We start from the raw sequence: 25,948 nt of genomic DNA, 5'->3' as shown, positions 1-25,948 counted from the left end.
TGTCTTACAAGAGCGGGAAGCCGCCCGCCCACGCGTTCGCGGTTCGAATCCCCTGGAACACCAGCACGGCGCTCGCGGCGACGAGCGTCCACTTGATGACCGTCCGTTTGGTACCGGTCAACCCCTGATTGACGAGCGCGTTGTACACGCCGTTGACGCCGTGGAACGTCGCCGTCACGAGGAACAGGATCATCAGCGAGTAGTAGCTCAGCGTCTCCATCCGCGCCGAACTCGCGAGGAACGAGACCTCGTCGGCGTGGTGGACAAAGTGGAGCAGGAAGAAGTGGAACGCCAACACCACGAGCAGGAACGCCGCCGTGACGCGCTGGAGAAGCCACATCCGGCTGCCGGACTGGAACGAGGAGTAGCGCTCGGCCATCTCAGAACGCACCCCCGATGAACGTCGGCACCGACGCGACCGTGATCGCCCCCGTCAAGAGCAGCGACGCGTAGAAGCTCTTGTCCTGCGCGTCGAGCCCGACGCCCAGATCGACGAGGAGGAGCCGCGCGCCGTTGAGCATGTGAAAGACGGCGACCGCGAGGAGACCGACTTCGAGGATCCGCACCAAGAGCAGCCCCTCCAAACTGACGATCGTCTGAGTGTACACGTCTTCGCCCGCCATTAGCACGGCCTCGCTCGCGCCTGCCGCCGGGATTCCGGTACTCAACACGGCGATGTGGGTGAACAGGTAGCCGATGAGCACCCACCCCGTGAACTTGTGAAAAATCCACGCCCACATTCCGGCCTCGAACTCCCGCCAGCGGCTGAAGTCCTCGATGAGGCCTCGATTGTACGACTGACTCATACCTAACGGTTCTGAACCGGGGTCGTATAGTAGTTACTAACACGGCGGACTCCGGCGTTTTTCGTGCGGATCCCTCTCGTGGTTACGACTCGCACGCTGGCAGTGCTCACGGAAGGCTTTTATGTGGTCCGCCCGCCTGTACAGACGCAATGGCGAAAGGCGAAGTTGACTTCTTCAACGACACTGGCGGCTACGGATTTATCGAGACTGACGACGCAGACGAAGACGTGTTCTTCCACATGGAGGACGTCGGCGGCCCGGACCTCGAAGAGGGTCAGGAAGTCGAGTTCGACATCGAGGAAGCGGACAAGGGTCCGCGCGCGACGAACGTCACCCGTCTGTAACCGCTGACAGCGGCGTTCGATAGGTTGTATCGGCTTTTCGACTGTTCTACTTCCCATAGCGACAGCTGGCCGCGTCCGGATCGGAGAGCGGAGTGTGCCGAAAACAAACCGACGACCGACTGGACGAACGGCGTGTGCGAACCGCTATCGCCCGCTGCCCGAAAGAACAACCGTTAAAAGTCGTCACCGGGTTCGTACGGACATGGCTGGAACTATCGAAGCGCTCGTCCCCGGCGGGCAGGCCAATCCCGGCCCGCCGCTCGGTCCCGAGCTCGGACCGACGCCGGTGGACGTACAGGATGTCGTGTCCCAGATCAACGAGGAGACCGCTGCGTTCGACGGGATGGAAGTCCCCGTCACGATCGAGTACGACGACGACGGCTCGTTCACGATCGAGGTCGGCGTCCCGCCGACTGCGGAGCTCGTCAAAGACGAAGCGGGCTTCGAGACCGGCTCCGGTGAGCCCCAGAAGGACTTCGTCGCGGACATGTCGGTCGAACAGGTGAAGAAAGTCGCAGAGCAGAAGTCGAGCGACCTGCTCGCGTACGACACGAAAAACGCCGCCAAGGAAGTCGGCGGAACCTGCGCCTCCCTCGGTGTCACGATCGAGGGCGAGGACGCCCGGACGTTCGACGACCGCGTCGACGCCGGCGAGTACGACGACGTTCTCGCCGCCTAACTTCGGTCCTCCGCGGTTTCTCCCGGCGGTATTGATGTGTCTCGGCGTAGTGTCTTCTCCGCGCGCAGCGTTGCCTCCGAGTGAGGGTATCGCTGTGCAGCGTCACTTCCACACGAGGGCGCTTCCGTGCCACGATATTCCGACTCGTGGTCGCCATCGGATTTTTATCCGACACGCGCTGAGTCGATGACATGCCCGACCTCAATCCCGTCGCGAAGCGGATTCACAACGTTCAGCCGCGCCTAGTGCGGCTGGAGTTCGACGACGGCGAGGTTGGCGTCTTCGAGTTCACCTCAACAGAGTTCTTCCAGAGAGAGTTCCGCGGCGAGGGCGCGCGGACGGACGAGGACGCGGACGCCGACTTCCGCCTGATATCTTCCGACGACTACGAGCGGATCCTGCTTGGCCGATCCGGTCCCGACGACGACGGCTGGACGATGGTCGGTGAAGTCGTCGCCGCCGAACGAGCCGAAGAGTGAGTACGGGGAGACTGAGCGGGGCGAGAAACGGAGCGAGCGCAGGCGACCCGAGGATCACTACGTGAGTGACCGCACGAGCCGTCAGCGCACGACCGTGACCGGCACCTCCGAACGTCGGACGACGCCCTCGGCGACGCTCCCGAGGAGTACCCGCGAGAGGCCGGTCCGGCCCTGACTCGCGAGCACGACGTGGTCGAACGGCGCTGGCTCCTCGTCGTCGCCGATCGCCTGTTCGCCGTTGGCGACGGCGAGGATAGTCCCCGTCGGTCTGCCGACCTCCAGTCTGGTGTCGACCTCGCGGTCGACGGCATCGGTCGCCTCGCGTAAGATTCGCTCGCCGCGCTGCTTGGCGCTGTCGTACCACTGGTCGACCGCGCCGGGGAATCCGCCCTCCGCGCCGGTCGTCGAATCTGCGGGATTGATAACGTGGAGTGCCGTCAGGTCGGCGTCCGGCCACTCCGTCGCCGCGAACGACAGTGCCTCGACCGCCTCCGCCGATCCGTCGATCGCCACGAGGATGCGCTTGGCCATACCGGCGGTTCGGCCGGTTGCCTGAAAAAGGTCCCGTGGCGGGCCACACCCTCGACTAGCTTCCGGCTAGCTCCCGTGACGAGTCACACACGTCGCGAGGCCGATCAGCTCCACGGGTTCGGAGTTGTCCGGCGAGTAGACGACCATCTGTCCCTTCTCCATGTACGGGACCTTCCCGGCGAGGTTCGAGGGGATGTTCACGCTCTGTATGGCGTCCTCGTCGCCGAGGTTCAAGACGACCTTCGTGTTCACCTGTTTGAACACCGGCTCGGCGATGTCCTGCGGATCCTGAGTGATCAAGAAGAGGCCGAGCCGCTCCTTTCGGCCCTGCTTCGCCGCTTCGGTGAACTTCTGGACGACCTTCCGGGCCTGCACGTTGTCGGCGTCGGAGAGGAAGTTGTGGGCCTCGTCCATTCCGATGAGTAGCGGCGTCTCTTCGATCCGGTCGCTTTCGGGGTCGTTCGAGAGCTTGTCGTCGACGAGCAGCCCCGCGACCGCGAGCACGACGATCTCCTTCTGTCGCGACGTGGGCAGGTGGTAGGTCGGGATCACGGAGAGCCCGCCGGGCCGGACGAGCGTGTGGTCAAGCTCCGTGATCGGCTTCGCGTCTTGGTCGAACACACCGCCGGGAACCCCCCGAACGCGGCGTTTCACGGCGTCAAACGTCGCCTCGTGGACTCTCCCGCTCTCGTCGAGTTCCTCTTTGAGCGCCGGGTCGTCGAGGTACGAGAGAAACTGACTGTAGGTTCCCGAGTCGCCGTAGTCGCGGAAGAAGCGGTTCAGGAGGGTCAAAAGCGCCGGATACTGGTTCTCGTTGAGCCCGGAGCCGGCGACGAGCCACGGCATGTCGCGCGCGAGCGAGAAGGGGATCGTGAACTCGACGCGCTCCGCGCGGTGACCCTCGCCCGGATACGCCGCGTTCGCGACGCGCGGCACCAGCGCGACGGTGTCGTCGTGGCCGCCGTGAGCGATCCCCTCGCGCTCCAACCGTCGCGCGGTGTCGGCGTCGATCGCGGGGTTGTCGTCGTGCATCTGCGCGTACTCGTCTTGCGGGTCGAACTGGACGACCGCCATCCGCGACTCCCGACCGTCACCGGTCGGGTAGGTTCGGTCGTCGTCGAGGTACTGGCGGAGGACGTTCTTCGACGCGTGGGTCTTCCCGGACCCGGTGCCGCCGGCGACGAGGGTGTGCCGGAACGCGAGCGGATCGCCGTCGGCGTAGTCGTCTTTTACCCGGTAGTCGACCGTGGGCGGTTGGGCGGCGGTCCGTACTTTCTCGCCGCCCACGGAGAGATGCCCGAGGAAGACGCCCTCGTCGGGAATCTTGAGCCCCGTCTTGATCTCGGCGTCGTCAGCCGCCTCCTCGACGACCGCGCCCGGCTTCGGCACCCGGTCCGTCATCCGACGTTTCATGTCGTCGCCGTCGCCGTATATCACCGACATCGGCTCCAGTTCGGCCATGAACTTGTAGTCGCGCTCGGCGAAGTCGTCCCGACGCATCTGCCGCCGGGCGTGGATCTCCGTGGCGTCGTCCGACTGAAACTCTTGAGCGTACTCCAATCCCGTGATCCGGCAAAAGAGACGCTCGCCGTCAGGATACGGGACCAACAGATACGTCCCGAGCCTGACGGCCTCTCGGTTCCCCGTCGTAACGAACGCCTTCAGCGTCGTTTCGTCGGCTTCCTCGGCGACTCGCAGGCCCTGCGAGACGGAGACGACGCCGAGCCCCCTGTCGTCGCCGGCGGGCTCCACGTCGTAGGCCGCGAACGACTCGGTGTCCGCGTCGGAAGTCGTGTCGGTGTCGAGATCCGGGTCGGCGGCGGTCTCCACGTTCGAGTCGGCAGCCTCTGCGTTCGGGTCGACAGCGGTGTCGCCGACGCCTGCCGACGAGTCGGTGTCGTCGCGGTCCGAGGACACCGACCCGTCGGCATCGTCGAAATCGTCGGCATCCGCGGCGTCTTCGCCGAACTCGGTAAAATCCTCCAGCGTCATGTGATATCCACCGCCGTCCACACCGAAAGCGTTTCCCCTGCCAGCGCTGCCGCGGCCTCGAGCCGCGGACTCCTTTTCAGTGTTGGGACCGTATCGATGACATGATACTCGTTCGCGGCAGCGGTGGTGGGACCGATCTCACCGGGACGGTGTTCGAGCGCGGCGAGGATCCGCCTACCTACAAAGGGGCCCCCGACGAGGACGCACCGTACGTCTGGGTGTGTGACTCCTTTTATCAGGTCGAAAGCGGCGGGTCAGCGCTGCGCGTCGACGGCGAGGAGATCCGCGTCGCCTTCGAGGAACCGATGCCGCGCGGGTTCGACACCAAGTCCGCGGCGATCGACGCCGCGAAAGACCATGTCAGGACGCAGTTCGCCCGGATCGGCGTCGATCCCGAAACCGTCACGGTCGAAGTGACGAAAGCCGATCCGGCCTGAGAGCAACGCGCGGTCATCGATCGACCTCGCCCCGCTCGGCTGTTCACATGAGGATCGCAGGCGCTTCGAGATCGACGAGCGCGAAAAATTGTGTCGGTGAAGCGAGTCGCGTACCGAACGGTACGCGATCGGATCGGGGTTACTCGCCCGTCTCGATCGGCGCGCCGACGAGGTTGCCCCACTCGGTCCACGAACCGTCGTAGTTTCGAACGTCGTCGTAGCCGAGCAGTTCGCTCAGGAGGAACCACTCGATCGACGAGCGCTCGCCGACGCGGCAGTAGGTGATCGTCGACTCGTTCCCGTCGACGCCGGCGTCAGCGTACAGCTCGCGCAGTTCGTCGGCGCTCTTGAACGTGCCGTCCTCGTTCAGGGTGGTGCCGATGGGAACGCTGCTGGCACCGGGGATGTGACCGCCACGCTGGGCCGTCTCCATGAGGCCCTCGGGCGCGATGACTTCGCCGGAGAACTCCTCAGGCGAGCGAACGTCGACCATCGGGAGTCCGTCTTCGATCGCGTTGTCGATGTCGTCTTTGTACGCGCGGACGCTCTCGAAGGGACCGCGAGCCTCGTAGTCGCGCGGCGTGAAGTCGGGTTCCTCGGTCGAGAGGGGGTAATCGTTGTCGACCCAGTAGCCCTTCCCGCCGTCGATCACGCGTACGTCCTCGTGACCGTAGTACTTGTAGATCCAGTAGCCGAACAGCGCGAACCAGTTCGGAACGCGGCCGCCGCCGTACACGACGACTGTCGTGTCGGCGTCGATGCCGGCCTCGCCGTTTCGCTCGGCGAAGTTCTCCTTCGAGACGATGTCGCGCTCGGTCGGGTCGGTGAAGACCTCGTCCCACGGGAAGTTGATCGCGCCGGGGATGTGTCCCTCTTCGTAGGGGGTATAGTCCGAGTCGTCCGTGACTGTCGGGTTGTTGATCTCGGCCAGTCGGAGGTCCGAGTCGTCGTCCTGGAACGCGTCCAGGTTGTCTTCTACCCAGTCCGCCGTAACGAGTGCGTCCTCTGTCATCGACTTATCCTACAGACTCCACGACCTTTGAACGACCGGTCATGGCGGTCGTTGCCGCCGGCTGTGACGCACTTTCTCGGCGCTGTATGTCCCAATGAAGTACATTTCAAGACCTCTACGGCCAGTTTCGTCGGAGATTGCTATCGAATCACCGTCACGGGAACATCAGCCTTGTCGACGACGCTTTTTGCGACGCTGCCGACGACCTGCTCGCGCTCCTCTGTGAGGCCCCGGTGACCGACGTAGATCGCCTCGACCGGGTTTTCGTCGGCGTACTCGGTGAGCGCGGTTGCCGGCCGTCCGGTGAGCAGTTGCGTCTCGATGTCGATCGATTCGTCGCCGACGGCCTCCGCCGCGATCGATCGGGCGGTGTCGAGAACGGCTTCTCCGGACTCGACGGCCGCCTCCTCGCCGGGGAGGACGATCGTCCCGTCGACGAGCTCCGACTCCGGCGTCAACACGTGGACGATCTCTAACGTCTCGTAGAACGCGACCGCCTGCCGGGCCGCGTATCTGACGGCCTCGTCGCTCTCCGTCGATCCGTCGGTCGCGACTAGATAGCTCATGCGAGAAGGTAGATCCGGGGACCACATAACACCTGTCGAGCGTTCTCGCGCCGCGGGGACTCCGTGGGTGGATCTCGAAGCGTCGACGGTGACCCGAGCGCGGCGAGCGACGCTCAGGCGTCTTCCGCGCCCTCCAGCACGAACTCCGTGAGGGCCGGGACGAACGTTCCGATGTCGGTTACCATCCCGACCGCCTGCGCCGAGCCCCGGTCGAGGAGCTGCGTGACGGTCGCGGGGTTAATGTCGACGCAGACGGTCTTGGTCGTCGACGGGAGGCAGTTCCCGACAGCGACGGAGTGCAGGAGGGTGGCGAGCATGAGCACGATGTCGGCCTCGTGGGCCTGGTCGCGGATGGCGTCCTGCGCCTCGATCGCGTCGGTGATCGTGTCCGGGAGCGGCCCGTCGTCGCGGATCGAGCCCGCGAGAACCACGTCGACGTCGTTCTCGACGCACTGGTACATCACGCCGTCCGTGACGATCCCCTCGTCGACGGCGGCCTCGATACCGCCGGCGCGGATGATCTCGGAGATCGTCCAGATGTGGTGTTTGTGTCCCTTCCGGGGGTGTTCGAGCGTCTCGACGTCCATCCCGAGCGAGGTGCCGTACAGCGACCGCTCCAGGTCGTGCGTGGCGAAGCCGTTGCCGGCCGAGAGCGCGTCGACGTGGCCGGCCTCGACGAGGTCTGCGAGCGCGTCGCCCGCGCCCGAGTGGATGACCGCCGGTCCGGCGACGACCATCACGTTTCCGCCGGTCTCGCTCACCTCCCGCAGTTCCGCCGCGACCTCCCGGATCGTGGACTGCGAGGGGCGTTCGGCGGAGACGCCGCCCTGCATGAACCCGAACGCGCCGCCGCCGCTTCGCGGTCGTTCGGGCGGTCGAACGCGAATTCCGGACTGGTCGGTCGCGACGAGGTCGCCCGCCTCGACCGCGTTGAGCACCTTCGTGTACGCGCGCGGTCGATCGTCGGAGCCGCCGCCGGGGTCGACGACCAGCGCGCAGTCCATCTCGATGCGTTCGACCTCGATCCACTCGCCGTCGTACAGCACCTCAGTCGGGTGGTTCGTCGTGGAGTAGAAGTTCGGCGGGACGACCCTGTCGGCAGGTGCGGCGACGAGTTCGACATCGCTCGGATCTTCGAGGACCGCACCGTTCTGGTGCAGTTCGTGGAGGATGGCCCGCAGCGTCTCGGCGTCGTCGGCCGTGACGGTCAGCCGGCAGTACGACTCCTCCGTCTCGTGTTTTCCCACGTCGAACCGCTCGACGTCGAAGGAGCCGCCGAGATCCATCACCGCGCCGAAGCAGCGCTGGAGCGTTCCACTGTCGATGATGTGGCCCTCCAGTTCGACGGTTCGCGAGTGAGTCATACTCTCTCGTTTCGCCCCGGAGAGAAACCGGTTTCCCCGTCGGAGCTAGCGGTGGTGTCGCCGCCGGCTGCGACGCGCGCCGGAACCGCGCCCCCCTCAGGCCAACCCGAGCGCCGTGAGGATCTGGTTGCCGAAGATCATCGCCACCAGTCCGGCGAGCATCACCAGCCCCGAGGAGACCGTGATCGTTCGAACCGCGGCGTGGCGGTTCGAGACGGGTGTCCGGCTGACGACAGCCTCGGCGACCATCCGGAGGATCCGGCCGCCGTCGAGGGGGAACGCCGGCAGGCAGTTGAACAGCGCGAGCTGGACGTTGATCCAGCCGGTCCAGAACAGCAGGTTCGCGAGCAGGAACGTTCCGCCGCCGAGGACCGCGAACGCCCCGTCGACGACGTAGAAGTTGGTCACGTGGCCGGTGAAGCCGGCGAAGTTGTACGGGAGTCCGAACAGGCTCCCGAGCGGGAGCAGCAGCGCGACGAACGCGAGCCCGAGTGGCGAGCTGCCCAGCGCGCCGATGGGGACGCCGTCGGATCCGGCCTCGCCGCCGTCGCCGCCGAGCAGTTCGAGGTACGCGCCCGCCGGGTACTCGGAGACGCCGAAGTCGTCGAGCGCGAGTCCGCTCGCGCCCGGGAACACCGAGACGCCGACGAAGCCCCCCTCGCGGTTCGGATGGGGATCGAGTTCGACATCGTACGGTTCGCGCTCGCGGTCGGCGTCGTACGCGACGACCTCGACGGTCGAACCGGCGTCGCGCTCCGAGAGCACCGCCGAGAGCGCGCGGTCGTCGTGGATTCGTTCGCCGTCGATGGAGACGATCGTCAGGGGCTCGCCGGCGGTCGCGCCCGCCGCGTCGAGGGGACCGTCCGGTTGCACACCGAGAGCGTACGCGCCGACGGGGATCTCGGCGGTCACGGAGCCGTTCTCGTCGTCGCCGGAAACCGTCACCGTCGCGCGCTCTGCGTCGCCGACCGCCTCGACGAACTCGCGCTCGGTCGCCACCGACTGTCCGTTCACCGAGTCGACCGAAAGCGGCTCGCTCTCGACGGTGACTCCGAGCGGATTCTCGCCGGCGGTGCCGACGATCTGGAGGTCTCGATCCACCTCGACGGTCCGCTCGCCGTCGCCGTCGTCCGCGGTCACCGTCACTGTCTCGCCAGCGTCGGCGATTGCGGTCTCGAACTCGTCGGCGGTGTCGACCGGTGTCCCGGCGACCTCGACGAGCCGGTCGCCCTGCGTGATGTCGGCCGCTGCGGCCGGCGATCCGGGATTCACCTCGCCGACGGCATAGCCGGGAGCCGGCGAGACGGCACCGACCACGGGACCGAAAAGCAGCGCGAACGCGAGGATCGTCACGACCGTGTTGGCGGTGACGCCCGCGGCGAACATCCGCGCGCGAGCGCCTCGGGAGGCGTCCTGCGTCGCCTCCTCGTCCGGCTCGACGAACGCGCCGACGGGCAGCAGCGCGAAGAACACGAGCCCCATCGACTCGATGTCGATCCCCTCGACGCGGCAGAGGAGCCCGTGTGCGCCCTCGTGGACGACCATCGCGATCGCGAGGCCACCGACGATCTCCAAGGCGACCGACAGCGGGAGGAACTCGTTGACGCCGGGGATGATGAGGAAGTTCTGCGGCTGTTGGATCGCGGCCGGCTGGGCGGTGTCGAGCGTCGTGCGCGCGGAGTTAATGATGAGAACGAACGAGCCGACCATGGCGACGAGCGCCCCGCCGAGCCCGAGGTTCGCGACCGCTCGCCAGAGCCGCTTCGGCCGGGCGAGCCGGTCGAGGAAGATCCGCCCGCGAAGGGTGCGAAGCGTCAGTACCGGGCCGGAAACACGGACCGAGTCGGGGAGGGACCCGCGGTTGTCGAGCCACAACATGGCCGCGGAGTACGCGAGGATCCCCGTGAGGATCCAAAACAGCGTGTTCATGCCGAGGTGTTCCGTGTCGGTCGGGTGTAAGGCGTTCGGTTAGCGTAACCCGGGAGCGACGAGATTCGGCCGCGAACTCAACACCCAAGTACCCGGCGGCACAACGACCGCCCATGATAGCGCTCGTTGACTTCGTCTCTCGGCTCGTCGGCGATGTCGGGCGGTTCGTGGACATCTTCCTGAACGACCTGATCTTGGGTGCCGGCGACCCGGTCTCGGCGCTGCTCGTCGTCGTCGGACAGGTGCTCCTCATCGCGTCGGTGGCCGTGCTCGGATACGCCGCGGTGGGCGCACTCCTCGGCGAGATCGGCGTCACGCTCCCGTCGCTCGGCGGCCGCGGCCCGGCGGAGTAGACGGGATACGGAGTTCCGGCAGACAGGTGAGTTTCCGGTGAATTCCGGCCCCGTGCTATATCACCCGCCGCGGTGATGCGCAACAGGGGATGCTCCAGAGAGCGTGGACAGCGTTCACGAGCGGGTCGTGGCGGGCGTCGTGGAAGCTGCTCGTCGGCTTGACCGCGGCGTACACCGTCGGGTCGTTCGCCGTCGCTATCGTCGGGATCGTCGCCGCCGCCCGGATCGGATCCGACCAGGGCGACGCGGCCGGGTTCGCGGCGCTTGCGTTCGTACTGTTCGCGTTCGTCGCAATCGTCGCCTTGGGTGCCGCGGTGGTCTTCGCGCTCCCCCTGTATTACGAGATCGGCAAGCCGGTCGTCGGCGTGGCGCTGATCGGGGTCGGGCTGTACGTGTATCGTGCGTCGGGGTGGTTCGAGGGGTTCCTGCCGCTGTTCGCGATCGCGGCGATCAGCGGCGGTGTCGCGCTCCACGAGTGGGCTGGTACCGCTGCCGGTGGTTCCTCAACACGGTGACGACTCGACAGCGATCGTCGGCGACGGCCGGTACCCGATGTCAGTCGTCGGCGTCCGCGGCTGCCGATCCGGCGGGCGCGGTCGCGGACGGACTCCCACCGTCCGCATCTGTCGCCGCCGGTACCTCGAACTCGTCGAGCGTCGCCCGCAGCTCGTCGGACTGATCAGAGAGCGCGTGGACGCGACGGGTCACCTCCGAGACGGTCGCGGTCTGTTCTTGCGCGGCCGCGGCCACGTTCTCCGACTCGGTCGCGGTCTGGCGGCTCACGGCCGCGATCTCGTCGACCATGTCGACGACCTCCTGCGTCGTGCGCGCCTGGTCGTCGGTCGCGTCGCTTATCTCCTGGACCGTCTCGTCGACGGTCGTCACGTCTTCGACGACTTCCTCGAACTCGCGGAGCGTCTCCTCTATCGTCTCCACGGACGCCGACACCTGCGACTCCATCGCGTCCACGTCGCGGGCGGTCCCCGCCGACGCCTCCTGTACCTCGTCGATTCGTCCGGAGATCTCCGCCGCCTCGGCGCGAGTCTCCTCCGCGAGCGCCTTCACCTCGTCCGCGACGACCGCGAAGCCGTCGCCGGAGCCGTCGGCCCGGGCGGCCTCGATGCTCGCGTTCAGCGCGAGCAGATTGGTCTCCTCGGCGATGTCGTCGATCACGGCGGCGATCTCGTCGATCTCGGCGACCCGCTCCACGAGGTCGTCCACCGCCGTCGCGGTCTCGCCGATCCGGGCTTCGAGCGTCTCCAGCTCCGCGATCGCCTCGGCCGCCTCCTCGCGGCCCGCCTGTCCGCGCTCGGCGGCGTTTCGGGCGGTGCGCGCGGCGTCGTCGGCGGACGCCGCGATCTCTTCGACCGTCGCCGAGAGGGTGCTCATCTCGCCGGAGACGGACTCCACCTGCGCCGTCTGGTCGGCCGCGCCGTCTGATATTTCCTGGACCGAGCGCGCAACCTCCTCGCTCGCGCCGTCGACTTCGTCCATGCTCGCGCGCACCTCGTCGCTCGCGGCCGCCACGTCGCCCGTGAACGACTGGACCTCGCCGACGGTGCCGCCGAGGGTGGTGACGAGCCGGTTGTAGTTGTCGACGAGTTCGAGGTAGCGGTCCTCGTCGGTCGCCAGCCCGTCGGCGTCGATCGTCGCCGTGAGGTCGCCGTCCCGCGCGCGCTCGGTGGCGTCGTCGAAGGCGTCGACGACCGACTCCAACTCCGTCGTGTACGATTCGAGGTTCGTCGCCATGAGCGCGAGCGACTCGCCGAAGGCCCCGGGCACGTCCTCGGAGAGCGCCGGGTCGTCGAACGACTGCGCGGCGAGCGCCTCCGCCTGCGCCGAGACGGTCGTGAGATACGCCTGCACCGCCGAAAAGGAACCCACGAGGCTGCCGATCTCGTCCGGCTGGTCGCCGCCGACGAGCGCGAGGCCCTCCCCGTCGCCGTCGGTGGCCTCCGATTCAAGCGCGTGTACGTCGCCCGCCGCGATCGCGTCGGCCCCGGCTTCGAGGCGTCGTATCGGCGCGACGAAATCGCGCCGAACGATGAGGAGCGTGTTGTAGATCGCGACGACCGCGCCCACGAAGAGCCCGCCGGAGACGACGTACAGGGCGGTCCCGGAGAGCGCGAACGGCGCGAGGAAGATCCCGACGGTGACGAGGAACTGGATCCCGACCGCCGCGACGACCTTCCGCTCTATCGACTCGTCGACGCCGAGGAGGTCCATCGTCCGCCACAGCGCGGACTCGTACCGCCCGCGGAGCCCCGAGCGTCGCTGTCGTGTGGTCGACATACCGCGACCTCCGCGAACGCGGGTAATGAATGTCGTGGCGAAGTTCTCAGGATCGATTCTCGATTCCCGAGCGGTGAGAAACCGCGGTGGTGAGCGCGGTCCCGACCCGAATCAGAAGAGACCGTCGACCGCCTCGGCGGCGAGGTCGACGGCGGCCTCCAGATCCGGACCGAGCGGCGACCCGACGACGAGCCCGTCGGCGTGGTCGGCGAGCGCCGCGGCGCGTTCGCGGACCGTATCCGGAGCGCCGGCCAGACAGAACGCGTCGATCATCGCGGGCGTCACGCGCTCGAAGGCGGCGGAGAACTCGCCCGCCGAAACGTGATCGCCGATGGCCGCGGCCGCGTCGGCGTCGATCCCGTGGCGATCCAACACCGGCGGGGCCGCGCCGCCGGCGATGAACGCGACCGGCGGCCGGGCGGCCTCGCGGGCGGCCGCCTCGTCCTCGTCGATCGACACCGCGGCGTAGGCGATGAGATCGAAGTCCCCCCGGTGATCCGGTCTGTCGTCGAGCCCGTCGTCGACCTGCTCGCGGGCCCACGCGAGGTCCTTCGGGTGCGAGCCGTTGTACAGCAGGCCGTCGGCGTGTTTCGCCGCCATCCGGCACATGTGCGGCCCCTCGCCGCCCACGTGGACCGGAATCGACGGGCCCTGCGGCGGCTCGTAGTTGAGACCGGCCTCGCTGGCGTCGAAGGTCCCCTCGTGGTCGACGCGCTCGCCGGTCCACAGCGCCTGCGCCGTCTTGAACGCCTCTAACACGGGTCGAAGACCCCGCTGGTCTTCGAGCCCGAGGTTCCGGAGCGTCGAGGGGTCGCCGGGGCCGAGCCCGAAGACGGCGCGGCCCTCCGACAGCTCGTCGAGAGTGGCGACCCGCGAGGCGAGCGTGACGGGGTGAGTCTCGTAGGGGTTGGCGACGCCCGGTCCGAGTCGGACGGAGTCCGTGGCGGTCGCGAGCTGCGAGAGGAACGCCCACGGGTCGCGGTTGTTGTAGTGACACGTCGAGTAGACGGCGTCGTAGCCGGCCGCCTCGGCGCGGACGCCGAGGTCGACGAGGCGGTGCAGGTCGTGTTCGGGGGTGAGTTCGATTCCGAGCATGGTTATTCGTCGAAGGTCCACTGCCGGAGGGCCTGCCGCACGAAGTCGCCGTCGACCGCGCGGAAGTGGCTGTCCGAGCCGTCGTGGTCGCCGAACGTCCAGTCGCGAACGACGACGACCGGCGTGCCGCCCGCACCCTCGCCGGCGACGAGGTTGGCAGCCGCCGCCAACTCGTCGATCACGTTCTGCACGGTGACGCCCATCTCACGGCCGTCGCGGTCGCGCTCGCCGCGCCAGTCACGGCTCGCCGGCATCCCCGCCCAGCCGATCGCGACGCCGCGCTGGCCGTGTCTGAAGGGGCGTCCACAGGTGTCGCTGACGACGACGCGGTCGGCCACCAGCCCCTCGCGGATCCGCGCCGCGCTCTCCGAGGGCCGTTCGGGGAGCAGCAGCAGGTCGCCGTCGGGGACGTTCGACCGGTCGATACCGGCGTTGACGCCGATATGTCCGAAGCGAGTCGCCGTGAGGAGGAACGGAGCCTCCGTGATCAGTTCGGTCGACTCCTCGATGACGGCCTGCGCGAACCGCGGGTCCTTCTCCTCATCTGCAATCTCGGAGAGGTGGTCCGCAACCTCTCGGGCGCGCGGGCTCGCCGGGAAGTCGTCGAGGTCAAAGACGCGACCTTCGGCCTTGGAGACGACGGTGCTTGCGACGACGACCACGTCGTCCGCGCGGAGGTCGACGCGCTCGCCGATCATGGCTGCGATATCGTCTCCCTCCCGAATCTCCGGGAGGTCAGGCACCGCGAACAGCTCCATACGCCTCACTGCGTGTCGGCGACGAAAAACCCCGCCGGTACCGGGACGGTTTGACAGTACTCGCGGAAGCCGATCGCCGTCGTCGAGAGAGACGTTATTCGCGGCCGTCACGACCGCGTGTCGGCGGCCGGGCGGACCGACGCCAGCGCGGCCGTGAAGTCCTCGTGCGTGATCGCGACCTCGTCGGCGTGGTCGTTCGCGGCCGCGCCGTGTTCGTCGGCGACGCGCTCGATGGCGACGAGGGCCGCCTCCCGACAGAGCGCCGCGATCTCCGCACCGGAGTAGCCCTCGGTCTCGTCGGCGAGGGCGTCGAGGTCGACACCGTCGATGATCGGCTTCGAGTCGGTGTGAACCGCGAGTATCTTCCGGCGCGCGTCACGGTCGGGGGCGGGCACCTCGACGTGCGTCTCCAGCCGTCCCGGTCGAAGAAGCGCCGGGTCGAGCGCGTTCCGTCGGTTCGTCGCCGCGAGCACGACGAGGTTCGGGTTGTCGCTCGCGCGGTCCAGTTCCGTGAGAAGCTGTGATACCACGCGCTCGCCGACCCCGGAGCCGTCCCCGCCGGCACCGTCGCGGTCGGCCGCTATCGCGTCGATCTCGTCGAAGAACACGATCGCGGGTGCCGCCTGTCGCGCGCGGTCGAAGAGGTCGCGAACGGCCTTCTCTGACTCGCCGACGTACCGGTCGAGCAGTTCGGGCCCGGCGACCTGAATGAAGTTGACGCCGCTCTCGCCCGCGATCGCCCGCGCGAGCAGCGTCTTCCCGGTCCCCGGCGGGCCGTGAAGCAGGACGCCGGTCGGCGGGTCGGCGTCAGCCGCCTCGAACAGCGGGGCGTACGTGAGCGGCCACGTCACCGCGCGCTCCAGTTTCTCCTTGGCGTCGTCGAGCCCGCCGACATCGGAGAAGTCGGTCGTCGGTTGCTCTGCGACGTACTCGCGCATCGCGCTCGGTTCGACCGCGGCGTGGGCCGCCTCGAAGTCCGCCTTCGTGACGGTCACGTCGTCGAGCGCGGCCGCGTCCGCGGTCCGGGCGCGCCGCAGCGCGGTCATCGCCGCCTCCTGCGCGAGGCTTTCGATGTCGGCCCCGACGAATCCGTGCGTCCGGCTCGCGATCCGGTCGAGGTCCACGTCGTCTGCGAGCGGCATCCGGCGGGTGTGGACATCGAGGATCTGCCGGCGACCGGCCTCGCCGGGGACACCGACCTCGATCTCGCGGTCGAACCGGCCCCCGCGACGGAGCGCGGGATCGAGCGTGTCGACGCGGTTCGTCGCGCCGATGACGATCACGTCGCCGCGGGCGTCGAGCCCGTCCATGAGCGAGAGCAGCTGGCCGACGACGCGGTTCTCCACGTCGCCGCCGTCGTCGCGTTTTCCCGCGATCGAGTCGATCTCATCGAAGAAGATGATCGCCGGGGCGTCCTCGCTCGCGCGATCGAACACCTCTCGGAGCCGCTCTTCCGATTCACCTTTGTACTTCGACATGATCTCCGGTCCGTCGACCGTGATGAACGTCGCGTCGACCTCGTTGGCCACCGCGCGCGCGATGAGGGTCTTCCCGGTTCCCGGCGGCCCGTGCAGCAGGACGCCCTTCGGCGGGTCGACGCCGAGCCGGGTGAACACCTCCGGATCCGAGAGCGGCAGCTCGATCGTCTCGCGGACCAGCTCCAACTCCTCGTCGAGCCCGCCGATGTCCTCGTAGGTCGCGCCCGCGGTGTGCGCCTCCGGCGGCGCGTCTCTCCTCCCATCGTCGGCTCCGGCGTCGGATCGGGGGGCCATACCCCCGGGACCGTCCGAGCCAGTGCGGCCTGAATCGACGCGGCCGCGGCGCGCGTCAGAGTCGGACCCCTCGCCGAAGTCAGACCCATCCTCGAAGTCTGACGGCCCGCCGGAGTCCGACGCTTCTCCGGCCTCGTCGTCGGCGTACGCCACCGAGACGGTCGTGCGGTCCGTCACGCGCACCGTCCCCGCGGGCTCCGTCTCGTCGACGACGAACCGTATCCCCCCGAGCCGCTCGACGTGGACGGCCTCGCCGGCGGTGACGGGGCGGTCGCGGAGGTCGCGTGCGAGGGCGCGCTCGACGACCTCTCGGCTCACGTCAGCGTCGGCGAGTTCGGCCGGCGCGGCGAGCACGACGCGACGGGCGTCGTCGACATCGACGGCCCCCACAGTGACGGTGTCACCGACCTTCACGCCCGCGTTCGCACGGGTGTCCGCGTCGATGAGGACCGAGCCGTCGGCGGCGTCCGGACCGCCGGGCCACACCTTCGCGACGGCGGTGCGGTCGCCGCGTATCTCGACGGTGTCGCCGCTGAGGAGGCCGAGCCGCTGCCGGGCGGATTCGGGGAGCCGAGCGATACCCCGACCCGCGTCGCGCTTCTCCGCGGCGCGGACGGTGAGTCGGAGTCCGCCTGTCTCGTTCATGCCAGTCGCTGCGGTCGCCGCACCCTTTACTCTGTCCGGTGAGGCCGGCAAGCGACCGCGACTCCCCACCGCGACCGCCGACCGCAACCCCCTTCCCTCGTCCCCTCCCGATGTCGGGCATGCAACCGACAGGGCACCTCCGCGGCGATTTCGTCCGCGTCGCGGGCGACGCCCGCCAGCGATTCTACGACTCCCGAGGGTACGGTCGACCGCTCTCGGGCGACGAGATAGCGCTCTCTCGCGTCGAGGCCGCGCACCTGCTCTTTCGCGGCGACCTGTCCGGGGTCGTCCTCGACGGGGAGGAGACTGACGCGACCTCCGGCGACGACCGCGAGGTCGGCTTCGAGCGCTTCTTCGTCGAGAGCGCGGCCGCCGCAGATCGGTTCGCGGTCCGGTACCTCGTCTACAGCGATCTGCGCGACCGGGGCTTTTACCTCTCGCCCGCCCGCGAGCCGTGGCCCGGCGGCGACGCCGCCGTCGCCGACGCGGTCGACTTCGTCGCCTACGAGCGCGGATCGACGCCCGACACCGGTGACGTGAAGTACCCCGTCCAGGTCGTCGGCGAGCGCGAGTCCGTCCCGGCGGCGGGGCTCGCGGGACGCACCCTCGCGGTCGTCGACGAGGAGTCGGACATCACCTACTTCGCCGCCGACGACGGCGCGATCGAGGGCGACACGGCGTACGAACCGCCAGCTCAGACGACCGGCGTGCTCCTCGCCGACCGCGTCGTCGTCTGGGACGCGCCCGCAGACCTCTACGAGCGCGGCTTCTACGGCCAGCCGCTCACGGGCCGCGCGGCCGCGGTCGACGGCGCGCTTCAGCTCTCGCTCGTCGAAGCCGCGGCGCTCGCGGCCGACGGACGACTGTCGCTGTCGGCGTCCGTCGACGCCGCCGGACGGGGAGGCGCGGAATCAGACGGCACCGCCGACGAGACGACCCCTGACGGCCCGGCGGCCGCGATCGTCGCTCGGGGGCGCGCCGTGGAGGGCGAGCGATTCGACCGCCGGCTCGCGGTGTACCGATCGCTGCGCGAGGCCGACGCGGTCCCGAAGACCGGCTTCAAGTTCGGGGCCGACTTCCGGACCTATCTCGACGTGGAGACCGTCGACGACCTGCCGCACTCAGAACACCTCGTGCGCGTCGTCGAGCCGGACCACCGCTTTTCGCCTCGGGAACTCTCGCTCGACGTGCGGCTCGCCGGCGGCGTCCGCAAGGAGATGGTGTTCGCGCTGACGGGAGTCGGCGATGGAACGGATGGAGCCGGCGGCTGGGCCGGAACCGACAGCCGTGGACGCACAGACGCCGACGTGGAGTGGCTCTCGGTCGGTCGGTTGACGCCGTGAGTCGGCGACCGTTCGTACGGCGAACGGAACCGTTTTCTGACGCCTGCGTCTCTTGTTGTCCGTGACAGAGTCCCCCACGTTCGATTCGACATCGGCCGCCTACGACATCTCCACGGTCGCGCTCGACGGCGACCGATACGAGGTGAAACAGTCGGTGATCCGAAACAAGTACACCGTCCGCGACGGCGACGGCACCGTCGTCCTGCGCGGGAAACAGAAGATGTTCAAGCTGAAAGAGGAGTTCCCGTTCGTCACCGGCGACGGCGGGGACGCGTTCACGGTGAAGGCGGGCGGAATCATGGACGTTGCGGGGAACTACGCGATCAGGGACGCGGGCACCGGAGAGGAAGTCGTCGTCCTCGACGAAGACTTCTCGCTTTTCGTCGAGAACTGGACGGTTCGCGACCCCGAAACCGGAGCGCCGCTGGCGACCATCCGGTCGAAGAACAAACTGCTCTCGGCGCTCCGACACCTCGTCGGCCTCGCGAACCTCGTCCCGAACAAGTACGAGATCGCTGACGCCGACGGCGACCACGTCGGCAGTATCGAAGGGAAGTTCTCGCTCCGGGACGCCTACACGGTCACCATCGACGACGCGACCGATGTCCCGAAAGAGGCGGTTGTCGCGGCTGCGTGTATCCTCGACGCCTTAGAGAACAAGTAGCGAGCGTCCACTGACGCAGCCACGTCAAGAGAGGAAAGAGCTAAACAGAGACGAGACGAGCGTTCGCTCATGGTGTTGCCGGAGACGTTCGATCGATCGCTGGCGGCTCGACAGGCGCTCGTGTACCTCGTGGCGTTCTGTGCGGTCTTCGCGATAGTGACGTACGCCATCGGCGGGAGCGTCCTCCTCGGCGTCGCTACCGGCGGTATCATGGCGGTGGTCATTATCGTCTTCTACGCGGTGACGGGAGAACTCGGCGTTCCAGACGCCGACGAGTGACTCGGAGCTACGCTCAGTCCCCGAGCTTCGTCTCGCCGACGGAGTCGTGACCCTCTATCACCTCGGTCCCGCCCATGTACGGGCGTAGCGCTTCCGGGACGGTGACGGTCCCGTCGTCGTTCTGGTAGTACTCCAAGATTGCGACGACGACCCGCGGGACCGCGAGTCCCGAGCCGTTGAGCGTGTGGAGATGGTCTGCCGACTCGTGGTGCTCCTCGCGGTACCGAATTCCCGCGCGCCGCGCCTGAAAGTCCTCGAAGTTCGAGACGGAGGAGACCTCCAGCCAGCGTCCCCCCTCTGCCGGCCCCTCATCCATGTCGTCCGCGGGAGCCCACACCTCGATATCGTACTTCTTCGCCTGCGTGAATCCAAGATCGCCGGTGCACATTTCCAAGATACGGTGGGGGAGTTCGAGGCGGCGGAGCACCTCCTCGGCCTCGTCGACGAGCCCGTGGAAACGCTCGTCGCTCTCGTCTGGTCGGACGAAATTCACCATCTCCACTTTGTTGAACTGGTGGACGCGGACGATTCCGCGGGTCTCAGTGCCGTGTTCGCCCGCCTCCTGTCGGAAGTTCGGCGTGTACGCCTGATATTTCAGGGGAAGGTCCTCGCCCAGCAGGATCTCGTCGCGGTGGAGGTTCGTGACGGGGACCTCGGCGGTTGGGAGCAGCCAGAGGTCGTCGTCGTCGTACTCATCGGCGTTCGACCCCTCGACGCGGTAGGCGTCTTCGGTGAACTTCGGGAGCTGTCCGGTGCCGCGCATCGAGGCGGAGTTGACCGGTATTGGCGGGAACACGTCCTCGTACCCCTGCTCGCGGTGCACGTCGAGCATGAACTGGATCAGCGCGTGCTCCAAGCGCGCGCCGTCGCCCTTCGCGACGTAGAAGCCGCCGCCGGCGACCTTCGCGCCGCGCTCGAAGTCGAGGATCTCCAACTCCTCACCGAGGTCGTAGTGCGGCTCCACCTCGGCCGGGAGCGAGCGCAGGTCGTCGAACCCCTCGCGACGTACCTCGACGTTTTCCGATTCGTCCTCGCCGACGGGGACCGACTCTTGGGGGATCTGCGGGAGTTCGAGCAGGGACTCTTCCAGTTCGGCCTCCAGCTCGTCGGCGCGTTCCTCGATCTCCTGCAGTTCCGTCTTGAGGTCCTGTGAGCGCTCGATCGCCTCTTGGGCTTCCTCGTCTTTGCCGGCCTGTTTCAACTCGCCGATCGTCGAAGAGACCTCGTTGCGCTCGTGTCGCAGGTCGTCCCCGCACCCTTTCAGTTCCCGCCACTCCTCGTCGATGTCGAGTATCCGGTCGAGGTCCACGTTGACGCCCTTGTTGTCGAGCGTCTCGCGGACGACCTCGGGATTCTCCCGGACGAACTGTCGAGACAGCATTTGTCTGGGGTTCCGCCGGGCGACCCAAAACCGTATCGGAGCGTCGGCAGCGGTCGACACGGAGCGAACGTGGACATCAGTACCCACCCGGAAGCGCGAAGACGATCGCAAGCGCGAACAGCGGGATCGCGGCGACGAGCGCGTACCAGAGCCCGGCGGCCACCGCGATCGCCCACGTCGACGGTCCGTATCCGGTCGGGTCCCAGTCGATCCCGAGCCGGGGGAGGCCGACTATCGCGACTACGGGAGCGACGAAACCGGTGCAGAGCCCGCCGACCAACGCGGTCTCGATCAGCGCGTTGCTCCAGTCCGCTCCCGACGGGTCGACCAAGCTGACCGTGAGCAGGACGCCGACGAGGTAGGGGACGGAGAGCCCGAGCGCGACGGCGACGTACGAGACGGCCGGTCGGCCCGCGGGCGGCAGCGCCCGGAACAGCGCCCTGAACCGCGCCGAAAGCAGGAACGGCAACCAGAGGACCGCGGCGACGACACCGGGCGTCGCCAGTAGCGCGAGCGTGGAGATCCAACCGACGGCGGTGTCGACAGCGAGGACGGGAGGGAACATGTCCACCAAGGGATCCGCGCGCGACAAACCGTTTTGGGTGCGCGTCGACGTGCTTGCCGGAGACTTGCCGGTAGACGCCGGTGGACGCTGGCGGACGCAGCCGAAGTGGCGAGTCGATCCGATTTCGGTCCCGAACCGCCACGGTTTATGTACGGCGATGCGAGCGCGTACGCATGCTCATCACGGGCGCGGAGCTGGCGGACGGACGGGTGCGCGACATCCGGATCCGAGACGGAACGATCAAGCGGGTCGCGACGGGACTCGACGCCGCGGCCGGCGAGCGGATCGTCGAGGCCCGCGGCCGTCACCTCCTCCCCGGCGCGATCGACGTGCACGTGCACTTCCGCGAGCCGGGCGCGAACCACAAGGAAACTTGGCGGTCGGGTTCGGAGAGTGCCGCCGCGGGCGGCGTCACCTGCGTCGTCGACCAGCCGAACACCTCGCCGCCGACCATCGACGGCAACGCCTTCGACGAGAAGCGCGCGCTCGCGGACGCCTCCCTCGTCGACTACGGCATAAACGGTGGCGTCACCGCGGAGTGGGACCCCGATAGCCTGTTCGACCGCCCGCTGTTCGCGCTCGGCGAGGTGTTCCTCGCGGACTCGACCGGCGACATGGGGATCGCCGTGGGCCTCTTCGAAGACGCGCTCGCCGAGGCCGCCGCCCGCGACGTTCCCGTCACGGTCCACGCCGAAGACGAGGCGCTGTTCGATTCGGCGGCCCTCGACGGGGATCTCGGCGGCGCAGGGACCGCCGCAACCGCCGACGCGTGGTCGGCCTACCGGGCCGCCGACGCCGAGGTCGCGGCCGTCGAGCGCGCGCTTGACGCCGCGGCCGGGACCGACGCGCAAGTTCACATCGCGCACACGTCGACGCCGGAGGCGATCGACGCGGTCACCGAGGCCCGTGCCGCCAGCGACGCTGCCGACGCCGCGGCGACCTGTGAGGTCACGCCGCACCACCTCTTCTTATCGCGAGAGAACGCCGGCCGCCTCGGGACGTTCGGTCGGATGAACCCGCCGCTCCGTTCCGAGGCGCGGCGATCTGCGGCCTTCGAACGGCTCCGCGACGGCGACGTGGACGTGGTCGCGACCGACCACGCGCCGCACACCGTCGCGGAGAAGCGACAGGGCCTCACGGACGCGCCGAGCGGTGTCCCCGGGGTAGAGACGCTGTACCCGCTGCTCCTCGAATCGGTCCGCAACGGCGAGCTGTCGATGGAGCGGGTTCGCGACGTGGCCGCCGCCAACCCCGCATCGATCTTCGGGCTCCCCGCCAAGGGGCGGATCGTCGAGGGGGCCGACGCCGACCTCGTGTTGGTCGACCTGACCGATCCGCGGGAGATCGAGGCCGGCGCACTCCACAGCGCCTGCGGCTGGACGCCGTTCGAGGGGCTTCAGGGCGTGTTTCCGGAACTGACCGTCGTCCGTGGATCGGTGGTCTACGAGCGCGACCCGATCACGGGTGCAGAGTCGTTCGGCGAGCCGGTCGGCCGCAACGTCCGCGGCGAGTGACCGGAGCGTGATTTCCGATCGGACACAACGTCCGCGACGCGTGAGTGGGGCGTGATCCGCGATAGGCCGTCCACCGTGGTGACCCTCCCGACACTATTTAATACGGGCACCATGTACCTTCGACCGTAATGTCGGAAGTCTGCTCGACGTGCGGACTGCCCCAGGAACTCTGCGTCTGCGAAGACGTCGCGAAGGAGTCCCAGCAGATCAGCATCCGCATCGACGAGCGCAGGTACGGTAAGGAGGTAACGGTCATCGAAGGATTCGACCCGAAAGACGTCGACATGAGTTCGCTCTCGTCGGACCTCAAGTCGAAGTTCGCCTGCGGCGGTACCGTCGAAGACGGTGCCATCGAACTGCAGGGCAATCACTCGGGTCGCGTGGAGGACTTCCTCCGCGACAAGGGCTTCAACGTCGCGTGACCGTCACCTAACCGTCCGCCGTCGAGCGTTTTTCTCGCGACCTGTCCGCAGAGCCGCTGCGCCGTCACTGTAAGGGTGCCGTCGGATATCGTCGATCGGATCAGAACCACTGCCGCCGCCGGTTCAGACCAGCACCACTGCGCGACCGGCGACGAACGCGACGGTCGCGAGGAACGTTCCGTACTTGAACCGCCGCTGTGCGGTCGCGGGATCGTCGAAGCTCTCGTAACAGGCGAAAAGCATGACCGCGTCGGCGGCGGCGACGCCGACGAGGTAGATCCTGCCGAACGTTCCCGTGAGATACGGGACGGGGCTGACGGCGACCGCAACGCCGAGCGCGACGGCCGCGAGCCACAGTGCCCGCCGCTCGCCGATCGCGATCGGGAGCGTCGAGAGCCCCTCCTTGCGGTCGCCCGCGATGTCCTCGACATCTTTGATGACCTCGCGGACGAACGTCGACAATCCGGCCAGCAGCGCGAGCACGACGACCGCGGTCGGCCTGCCGACCGCCGCGCCGCCGAACAGGAACGTCGATCCGACGAGATACGAGACGAGGACGTTTCCGAGCCCCGGCGTCCCCTTGAACACGGTCGTGTACGTGACGAGTGCGACGAGGTTGACGGCGGCGATGACGATCGAAAGCGGCGGGAGCAGCGCCGCGAGCGCGACGGCGAGTGCGAACCACCCCGCCGAGACGGCGAGCGCGCCTCGCGGTGACACCGCGCCGCGTGGTATTGGTCGATCCGGGCGGTTGATGGCGTCGATCTCGCGGTCGAAGTAGTCGTTGATCGCGTTGCCCGCGGCGACGGCGACCGCGGTGACGACCATCGCGACCGCGGTCGGTCCGACGGCCGCGTCGATCCCAGCGACGAACGCGCCCGTCCCCGTGAGGACCGCGGCCGCGACGCAGTTTCCCGGGCGTGCGAGCTCGACGATCCCGCGCGCTGTGTCGTGCACGTCGTCTCCGTCCACCGCCGGCCACCACATAAACGACCCGGGATCCGACCGCGCCGGCACCGTTCACCGGTGTCGATTAATCCGCCGGTGACCCTTAGTCTGCCGGCGACCCTTAGTCCGCCAGCGACTCTCCGCCGAGCCGGCTCGCGGCCGCCGCGCCCTCGCGTTCGCGTTCCGTCAGGTAGCACTTCGGATCGGGCGCGAACGGGTCCCCGTGTGCGGCGAGCGCCCGCAGACGCGATCCGCCGCGACAGATCGACTGATACGCGCAGTCGGCACAGCGCCCGGAGAGGTGGTCCTCGCGATCGCGGAGCCCGGCCAAGAGCGGATTCGACTCGTCGGACCAGATCGCGCCGAATGAGCGGTCTCTAACGTTTCCGGGCGAGTACCCCTGCCAGAACTGCGTGAGGTGGACGTTTCCGACGGGGTCGACGTCGGCGACGCGCTCGCCGGTCGGGTCTCCGCCGTTGCGTTCGAGGTAGCGGTAGATCAGTCGCGCGCGGCCGGTCCCCAGTTCGCGGTCGGCGTACTCGACGAGGTATCCCGCGTCGGCGTAGTTGCCCACGAGCAGGGTCTCTATCTCCTCGCCCGCGTCGTGGTACTCGCGGGTGAGGTCGCACAGGTCGGCGACCGCCTGCCGGGTCGCCTCGGGCGAGAGATCCACGTCCGAGATGTCCGCGCCGCGACCGCCGTAATCGAGGTGGTAAAAGCAGAATCGGTCGATGCCAACGTCGACGAGGAGGTCGACGACGCCGGCCAAGTCAGCGACATTGTGCTCGGTGATCGTGTACCGGAGCCCCGTCTTGAGCCCGACGTCGAGACACGCCTCGATCCCGCTGACCGCGGCGTCGAACGCGCCCTCTTCCCCGCGAATGCGGTCGTTGCGCTCGGGGAGCCCGTCGACGGAGACGCCCGCGTACTGCAGTCCCGCCCGCTTCAGTTCGCGGGCGCGCTCGCAAGTGAGCAGCGTGCCGTTCGTCGAGAGAACCGGGCGGATCCCGGCGTCGTCGGCGTAGGCGATCAGCTCGGCGAGGTCCTCGCGAACCAGCGGTTCGCCGCCGGAAAACAGGAGAACGGGAGCGCCGAAGTCAGCGAGATCGTCGATGAGCGCCTTCCCTTCGGCGGTCGACAGCTCGTTTTTCGCCCCCTGACAGTCCGCGCCCGCGTAGCAGTGCTCGCAGTAGAGGTTACACTGCTTCGTGGTGTTCCAGACGACGACCGGCCGGCGCTGTTTCTTCTCGGTGATCTGTGGTTCCTTCGAGCCGTCCGCCGCGTCGTACCTGAGCCCGTCGCTTTCGGCGTCGAGTCCGCACAGCAGTTTGCTGACGGAGATCATCGCGACCCCTCCGCGTCGCTCGCCCGCGGACCGTCCCCAACGGCCGGCGTTCCCTCGGTCTCCTCGTACACGCGCGGTTCACCGTCGCTCGCGGCGTCCGCGTCGCCGTCGCCGCTCTCGTCACCCGTCGAGTCGCCGTCGCGACCGCGCTCGTCCGCGAGCGACTCGGCGGAGTACCGGTGCGTCTCCTCGGCGGGACACACCCAGACGTCGCGGGCGAACCACGCGAAGAGCGCGCTCGCCTCCTCGTGGGCGGCGTCCGGCGTGGATGCCGCGACGCTCCCGACGTGCCGGAGCGGATCGGCTTCCTCCTCCCGGACGAAGATCTCGAACCGCCGGCCGTCCGTCGAACGCGATCCGTCCTCAGGGGTCCGGTCCGTCTTCTCGACCATACGCCCGTGTACGACCGACCACCCAAACGACGTTTCGCAGG

Annotated in this window: 28 protein-coding genes; 11 read left to right on the top strand and 17 right to left on the bottom strand. The window is 68.1% G+C overall.

Going from position 1 to position 25,948, the window contains the following annotated elements; genetic code table 11:
* Positions 1 to 4: 4 nt before the first annotated feature.
* Both NO887_RS11505 and sdhC read right to left on the bottom strand, forming a co-directional pair.
* Positions 5 to 379 (bottom strand): succinate dehydrogenase/fumarate reductase transmembrane subunit, encoded by a 375-nt coding sequence (locus tag NO887_RS11505; RefSeq protein WP_256418432.1) that lies wholly within the window; start codon positions 377 to 379, stop codon positions 5 to 7.
* Between the two features lies 1 nt (position 380).
* On the bottom strand, positions 381 to 806 hold the full coding sequence (gene sdhC / locus NO887_RS11500; protein WP_256418431.1) for a succinate dehydrogenase, cytochrome b556 subunit: 426 nt from the start codon (positions 804 to 806) through the stop codon (positions 381 to 383).
* 149 nt (positions 807 to 955) lie between these two features.
* Here sdhC and NO887_RS11495 point away from each other — a divergent pair, with 149 nt between their 5' ends.
* The 3 genes from NO887_RS11495 to NO887_RS11485 all read left to right on the top strand — a co-directional run bounded on the left by NO887_RS11495 (position 956) and on the right by NO887_RS11485 (position 2,308).
* The gene (locus NO887_RS11495; RefSeq protein WP_004046659.1) at positions 956 to 1,150 is read left to right on the top strand and encodes a cold-shock protein; all 195 of its coding nucleotides are present in this window, start codon (positions 956 to 958) and stop codon (positions 1,148 to 1,150) included.
* Between the two features lie 202 nt (positions 1,151 to 1,352).
* Complete coding sequence (locus NO887_RS11490) at positions 1,353 to 1,829, top strand: 50S ribosomal protein L11 (protein WP_256418430.1); 477 nt, start codon at positions 1,353 to 1,355, stop codon at positions 1,827 to 1,829.
* A gap of 191 nt (positions 1,830 to 2,020) precedes the next feature.
* Positions 2,021 to 2,308: a DUF8072 family protein gene (locus NO887_RS11485; RefSeq protein WP_256418429.1), complete on the top strand. Its 288-nt coding sequence runs from the start codon at positions 2,021 to 2,023 to the stop codon at positions 2,306 to 2,308.
* 81 nt (positions 2,309 to 2,389) lie between these two features.
* On the opposite strand, the gene NO887_RS11480 is transcribed toward NO887_RS11485, so the two are convergent.
* A complete protein-coding gene (locus tag NO887_RS11480) occupies positions 2,390 to 2,839 on the bottom strand; it encodes a universal stress protein (RefSeq protein WP_256418428.1) in 450 nt (149 codons plus the stop codon).
* A gap of 66 nt (positions 2,840 to 2,905) precedes the next feature.
* Complete coding sequence (locus NO887_RS11475) at positions 2,906 to 4,831, bottom strand: ATP-binding protein (RefSeq protein WP_256418427.1); 1,926 nt, start codon at positions 4,829 to 4,831, stop codon at positions 2,906 to 2,908.
* A gap of 101 nt (positions 4,832 to 4,932) precedes the next feature.
* Here NO887_RS11475 and NO887_RS11470 point away from each other — a divergent pair, with 101 nt between their 5' ends.
* Positions 4,933 to 5,268 (top strand): DUF7113 family protein, encoded by a 336-nt coding sequence (locus tag NO887_RS11470; RefSeq protein ID WP_256418426.1) that lies wholly within the window; start codon positions 4,933 to 4,935, stop codon positions 5,266 to 5,268.
* A gap of 139 nt (positions 5,269 to 5,407) precedes the next feature.
* Here NO887_RS11470 and NO887_RS11465 read toward each other — a convergent pair whose 3' ends face one another.
* The 4 genes from NO887_RS11465 to NO887_RS11450 form a co-directional block, all read right to left on the bottom strand.
* A complete protein-coding gene (locus NO887_RS11465; RefSeq protein ID WP_256418425.1) occupies positions 5,408 to 6,280 on the bottom strand; it encodes a sulfurtransferase in 873 nt (290 codons plus the stop codon).
* Between the two features lie 140 nt (positions 6,281 to 6,420).
* The gene (locus NO887_RS11460) at positions 6,421 to 6,846 is read right to left on the bottom strand and encodes a universal stress protein (protein ID WP_256418424.1); all 426 of its coding nucleotides are present in this window, start codon (positions 6,844 to 6,846) and stop codon (positions 6,421 to 6,423) included.
* A 113-nt stretch (positions 6,847 to 6,959) separates the two neighbouring features.
* The gene (locus NO887_RS11455; RefSeq protein ID WP_256418423.1) at positions 6,960 to 8,210 is read right to left on the bottom strand and encodes an ornithine cyclodeaminase, nickel-pincer nucleotide-dependent; all 1,251 of its coding nucleotides are present in this window, start codon (positions 8,208 to 8,210) and stop codon (positions 6,960 to 6,962) included.
* 96 nt (positions 8,211 to 8,306) lie between these two features.
* Positions 8,307 to 10,139: a site-2 protease family protein gene (locus tag NO887_RS11450; protein WP_256418422.1), complete on the bottom strand. Its 1,833-nt coding sequence runs from the start codon at positions 10,137 to 10,139 to the stop codon at positions 8,307 to 8,309.
* Between the two features lie 113 nt (positions 10,140 to 10,252).
* Here NO887_RS11450 and NO887_RS11445 point away from each other — a divergent pair, with 113 nt between their 5' ends.
* On the top strand, positions 10,253 to 10,492 hold the full coding sequence (locus NO887_RS11445; protein ID WP_256418421.1) for a DUF8024 family protein: 240 nt from the start codon (positions 10,253 to 10,255) through the stop codon (positions 10,490 to 10,492).
* An 89-nt stretch (positions 10,493 to 10,581) separates the two neighbouring features.
* On the top strand, positions 10,582 to 11,007 hold the full coding sequence (locus NO887_RS11440) for a hypothetical protein (protein ID WP_256418420.1): 426 nt from the start codon (positions 10,582 to 10,584) through the stop codon (positions 11,005 to 11,007).
* Positions 11,008 to 11,047: 40 nt separating this feature from the next.
* On the opposite strand, the gene NO887_RS11435 is transcribed toward NO887_RS11440, so the two are convergent.
* The 4 genes from NO887_RS11435 to NO887_RS11420 all read right to left on the bottom strand — a co-directional run bounded on the left by NO887_RS11435 (position 11,048) and on the right by NO887_RS11420 (position 17,054).
* Positions 11,048 to 12,718 (bottom strand): methyl-accepting chemotaxis protein, encoded by a 1,671-nt coding sequence (locus tag NO887_RS11435; RefSeq protein WP_256418580.1) that lies wholly within the window; start codon positions 12,716 to 12,718, stop codon positions 11,048 to 11,050.
* Between the two features lie 177 nt (positions 12,719 to 12,895).
* Entirely contained in the window at positions 12,896 to 13,879 is a 984-nt protein-coding gene (locus NO887_RS11430) for a 5,10-methylenetetrahydromethanopterin reductase (RefSeq protein ID WP_256418419.1), read from the bottom strand.
* A gap of 2 nt (positions 13,880 to 13,881) precedes the next feature.
* Positions 13,882 to 14,637: a coenzyme F420-0:L-glutamate ligase gene (locus NO887_RS11425; RefSeq protein ID WP_256418418.1), complete on the bottom strand. Its 756-nt coding sequence runs from the start codon at positions 14,635 to 14,637 to the stop codon at positions 13,882 to 13,884.
* A 107-nt stretch (positions 14,638 to 14,744) separates the two neighbouring features.
* Positions 14,745 to 17,054, bottom strand: coding sequence for an AAA family ATPase (locus NO887_RS11420; protein ID WP_256418417.1), 2,310 nt, complete (start codon positions 17,052 to 17,054; stop codon positions 14,745 to 14,747).
* A gap of 119 nt (positions 17,055 to 17,173) precedes the next feature.
* Here NO887_RS11420 and endA point away from each other — a divergent pair, with 119 nt between their 5' ends.
* From endA to NO887_RS11405, 3 genes are all read left to right on the top strand, one after another.
* Positions 17,174 to 18,397: a tRNA-intron lyase gene (gene endA / locus NO887_RS11415; protein ID WP_256418416.1), complete on the top strand. Its 1,224-nt coding sequence runs from the start codon at positions 17,174 to 17,176 to the stop codon at positions 18,395 to 18,397.
* Positions 18,398 to 18,458: 61 nt separating this feature from the next.
* A complete protein-coding gene (locus NO887_RS11410) occupies positions 18,459 to 19,061 on the top strand; it encodes an LURP-one-related/scramblase family protein (RefSeq protein WP_256418415.1) in 603 nt (200 codons plus the stop codon).
* Between the two features lie 69 nt (positions 19,062 to 19,130).
* Positions 19,131 to 19,340 (top strand): hypothetical protein, encoded by a 210-nt coding sequence (locus NO887_RS11405; RefSeq protein ID WP_256418414.1) that lies wholly within the window; start codon positions 19,131 to 19,133, stop codon positions 19,338 to 19,340.
* 13 nt (positions 19,341 to 19,353) lie between these two features.
* Here NO887_RS11405 and serS read toward each other — a convergent pair whose 3' ends face one another.
* A complete protein-coding gene (serS, locus tag NO887_RS11400; protein ID WP_256418413.1) occupies positions 19,354 to 20,721 on the bottom strand; it encodes a serine--tRNA ligase in 1,368 nt (455 codons plus the stop codon).
* Positions 20,722 to 20,797: 76 nt separating this feature from the next.
* Positions 20,798 to 21,286 (bottom strand): DUF8162 family protein, encoded by a 489-nt coding sequence (locus NO887_RS11395; RefSeq protein ID WP_256418412.1) that lies wholly within the window; start codon positions 21,284 to 21,286, stop codon positions 20,798 to 20,800.
* A 173-nt stretch (positions 21,287 to 21,459) separates the two neighbouring features.
* Here NO887_RS11395 and NO887_RS11390 point away from each other — a divergent pair, with 173 nt between their 5' ends.
* Together NO887_RS11390 and yciH are read left to right on the top strand one after the other, a co-directional pair.
* Positions 21,460 to 22,800: a dihydroorotase gene (locus NO887_RS11390; protein ID WP_256418411.1), complete on the top strand. Its 1,341-nt coding sequence runs from the start codon at positions 21,460 to 21,462 to the stop codon at positions 22,798 to 22,800.
* 128 nt (positions 22,801 to 22,928) lie between these two features.
* The gene (yciH, locus tag NO887_RS11385; RefSeq protein ID WP_004046732.1) at positions 22,929 to 23,222 is read left to right on the top strand and encodes a stress response translation initiation inhibitor YciH; all 294 of its coding nucleotides are present in this window, start codon (positions 22,929 to 22,931) and stop codon (positions 23,220 to 23,222) included.
* A 123-nt stretch (positions 23,223 to 23,345) separates the two neighbouring features.
* Here the strand turns inward: yciH and NO887_RS11380 are convergent, their stop codons facing one another.
* The 3 genes from NO887_RS11380 to NO887_RS11370 all read right to left on the bottom strand — a co-directional run bounded on the left by NO887_RS11380 (position 23,346) and on the right by NO887_RS11370 (position 25,907).
* Entirely contained in the window at positions 23,346 to 24,179 is an 834-nt protein-coding gene (locus NO887_RS11380; protein ID WP_256418410.1) for a geranylgeranylglycerol-phosphate geranylgeranyltransferase, read from the bottom strand.
* A 112-nt stretch (positions 24,180 to 24,291) separates the two neighbouring features.
* Entirely contained in the window at positions 24,292 to 25,515 is a 1,224-nt protein-coding gene (locus NO887_RS11375) for a TIGR04347 family pseudo-SAM/SPASM protein (protein ID WP_256418409.1), read from the bottom strand.
* Positions 25,512 to 25,907, bottom strand: a complete 396-nt coding sequence (locus NO887_RS11370; RefSeq protein WP_256418408.1) for an Htur_1727 family rSAM-partnered candidate RiPP — start codon at positions 25,905 to 25,907, stop codon at positions 25,512 to 25,514. Before NO887_RS11370 ends, NO887_RS11375 begins: the two co-directional genes overlap by 4 nt.
* Positions 25,908 to 25,948: the final 41 nt, after the last annotated feature.

The organism is Halorubrum laminariae (genome assembly GCF_024494655.1).
Lineage (GTDB): Archaea > Halobacteriota > Halobacteria > Halobacteriales > Haloferacaceae > Halorubrum > Halorubrum laminariae.
The sequence above is the reverse complement of the archived record's forward strand: the minus strand, read 5'-3'. Positions and strand labels throughout refer to the sequence as shown.

Excerpts from the sequence above, each read along its gene's own strand:
- NO887_RS11435 (WP_256418580.1), bottom strand. The coding sequence starts at position 12,718 with ATGGACCTCCTCGGCGTCGACGAGTCGATAGAGCGGAAGGTCGTCGCG.
- NO887_RS11460 (WP_256418424.1), bottom strand. The coding sequence starts at position 6,846 with ATGAGCTATCTAGTCGCGACCGACGGATCGACGGAGAGCGACGAGGCC.
- NO887_RS11480 (WP_256418428.1), bottom strand. The coding sequence starts at position 2,839 with ATGGCCAAGCGCATCCTCGTGGCGATCGACGGATCGGCGGAGGCGGTC.
- NO887_RS11405 (WP_256418414.1), top strand. The coding sequence starts at position 19,131 with ATGGTGTTGCCGGAGACGTTCGATCGATCGCTGGCGGCTCGACAGGCG.
- NO887_RS11395 (WP_256418412.1), bottom strand. The coding sequence starts at position 21,286 with ATGTTCCCTCCCGTCCTCGCTGTCGACACCGCCGTCGGTTGGATCTCC.
- NO887_RS11465 (WP_256418425.1), bottom strand. The coding sequence starts at position 6,280 with ATGACAGAGGACGCACTCGTTACGGCGGACTGGGTAGAAGACAACCTG.
- NO887_RS11420 (WP_256418417.1), bottom strand. The coding sequence starts at position 17,054 with ATGAACGAGACAGGCGGACTCCGACTCACCGTCCGCGCCGCGGAGAAG.
- NO887_RS11490 (WP_256418430.1), top strand. The coding sequence starts at position 1,353 with ATGGCTGGAACTATCGAAGCGCTCGTCCCCGGCGGGCAGGCCAATCCC.
- NO887_RS11440 (WP_256418420.1), top strand. The coding sequence starts at position 10,582 with ATGCTCCAGAGAGCGTGGACAGCGTTCACGAGCGGGTCGTGGCGGGCG.
- NO887_RS11390 (WP_256418411.1), top strand. The coding sequence starts at position 21,460 with ATGCTCATCACGGGCGCGGAGCTGGCGGACGGACGGGTGCGCGACATC.
- NO887_RS11455 (WP_256418423.1), bottom strand. The coding sequence starts at position 8,210 with ATGACTCACTCGCGAACCGTCGAACTGGAGGGCCACATCATCGACAGT.
- sdhC (WP_256418431.1), bottom strand. The coding sequence starts at position 806 with ATGAGTCAGTCGTACAATCGAGGCCTCATCGAGGACTTCAGCCGCTGG.
- NO887_RS11495 (WP_004046659.1), top strand. The coding sequence starts at position 956 with ATGGCGAAAGGCGAAGTTGACTTCTTCAACGACACTGGCGGCTACGGA.
- NO887_RS11485 (WP_256418429.1), top strand. The coding sequence starts at position 2,021 with ATGCCCGACCTCAATCCCGTCGCGAAGCGGATTCACAACGTTCAGCCG.
- NO887_RS11375 (WP_256418409.1), bottom strand. The coding sequence starts at position 25,515 with ATGATCTCCGTCAGCAAACTGCTGTGCGGACTCGACGCCGAAAGCGAC.
- NO887_RS11425 (WP_256418418.1), bottom strand. The coding sequence starts at position 14,637 with ATGGAGCTGTTCGCGGTGCCTGACCTCCCGGAGATTCGGGAGGGAGAC.
- endA (WP_256418416.1), top strand. The coding sequence starts at position 17,174 with ATGCAACCGACAGGGCACCTCCGCGGCGATTTCGTCCGCGTCGCGGGC.
- serS (WP_256418413.1), bottom strand. The coding sequence starts at position 20,721 with ATGCTGTCTCGACAGTTCGTCCGGGAGAATCCCGAGGTCGTCCGCGAG.
- NO887_RS11430 (WP_256418419.1), bottom strand. The coding sequence starts at position 13,879 with ATGCTCGGAATCGAACTCACCCCCGAACACGACCTGCACCGCCTCGTC.
- NO887_RS11370 (WP_256418408.1), bottom strand. The coding sequence starts at position 25,907 with ATGGTCGAGAAGACGGACCGGACCCCTGAGGACGGATCGCGTTCGACG.
- NO887_RS11450 (WP_256418422.1), bottom strand. The coding sequence starts at position 10,139 with ATGAACACGCTGTTTTGGATCCTCACGGGGATCCTCGCGTACTCCGCG.
- NO887_RS11445 (WP_256418421.1), top strand. The coding sequence starts at position 10,253 with ATGATAGCGCTCGTTGACTTCGTCTCTCGGCTCGTCGGCGATGTCGGG.
- yciH (WP_004046732.1), top strand. The coding sequence starts at position 22,929 with ATGTCGGAAGTCTGCTCGACGTGCGGACTGCCCCAGGAACTCTGCGTC.
- NO887_RS11505 (WP_256418432.1), bottom strand. The coding sequence starts at position 379 with ATGGCCGAGCGCTACTCCTCGTTCCAGTCCGGCAGCCGGATGTGGCTT.
- NO887_RS11475 (WP_256418427.1), bottom strand. The coding sequence starts at position 4,831 with ATGACGCTGGAGGATTTTACCGAGTTCGGCGAAGACGCCGCGGATGCC.
- NO887_RS11470 (WP_256418426.1), top strand. The coding sequence starts at position 4,933 with ATGATACTCGTTCGCGGCAGCGGTGGTGGGACCGATCTCACCGGGACG.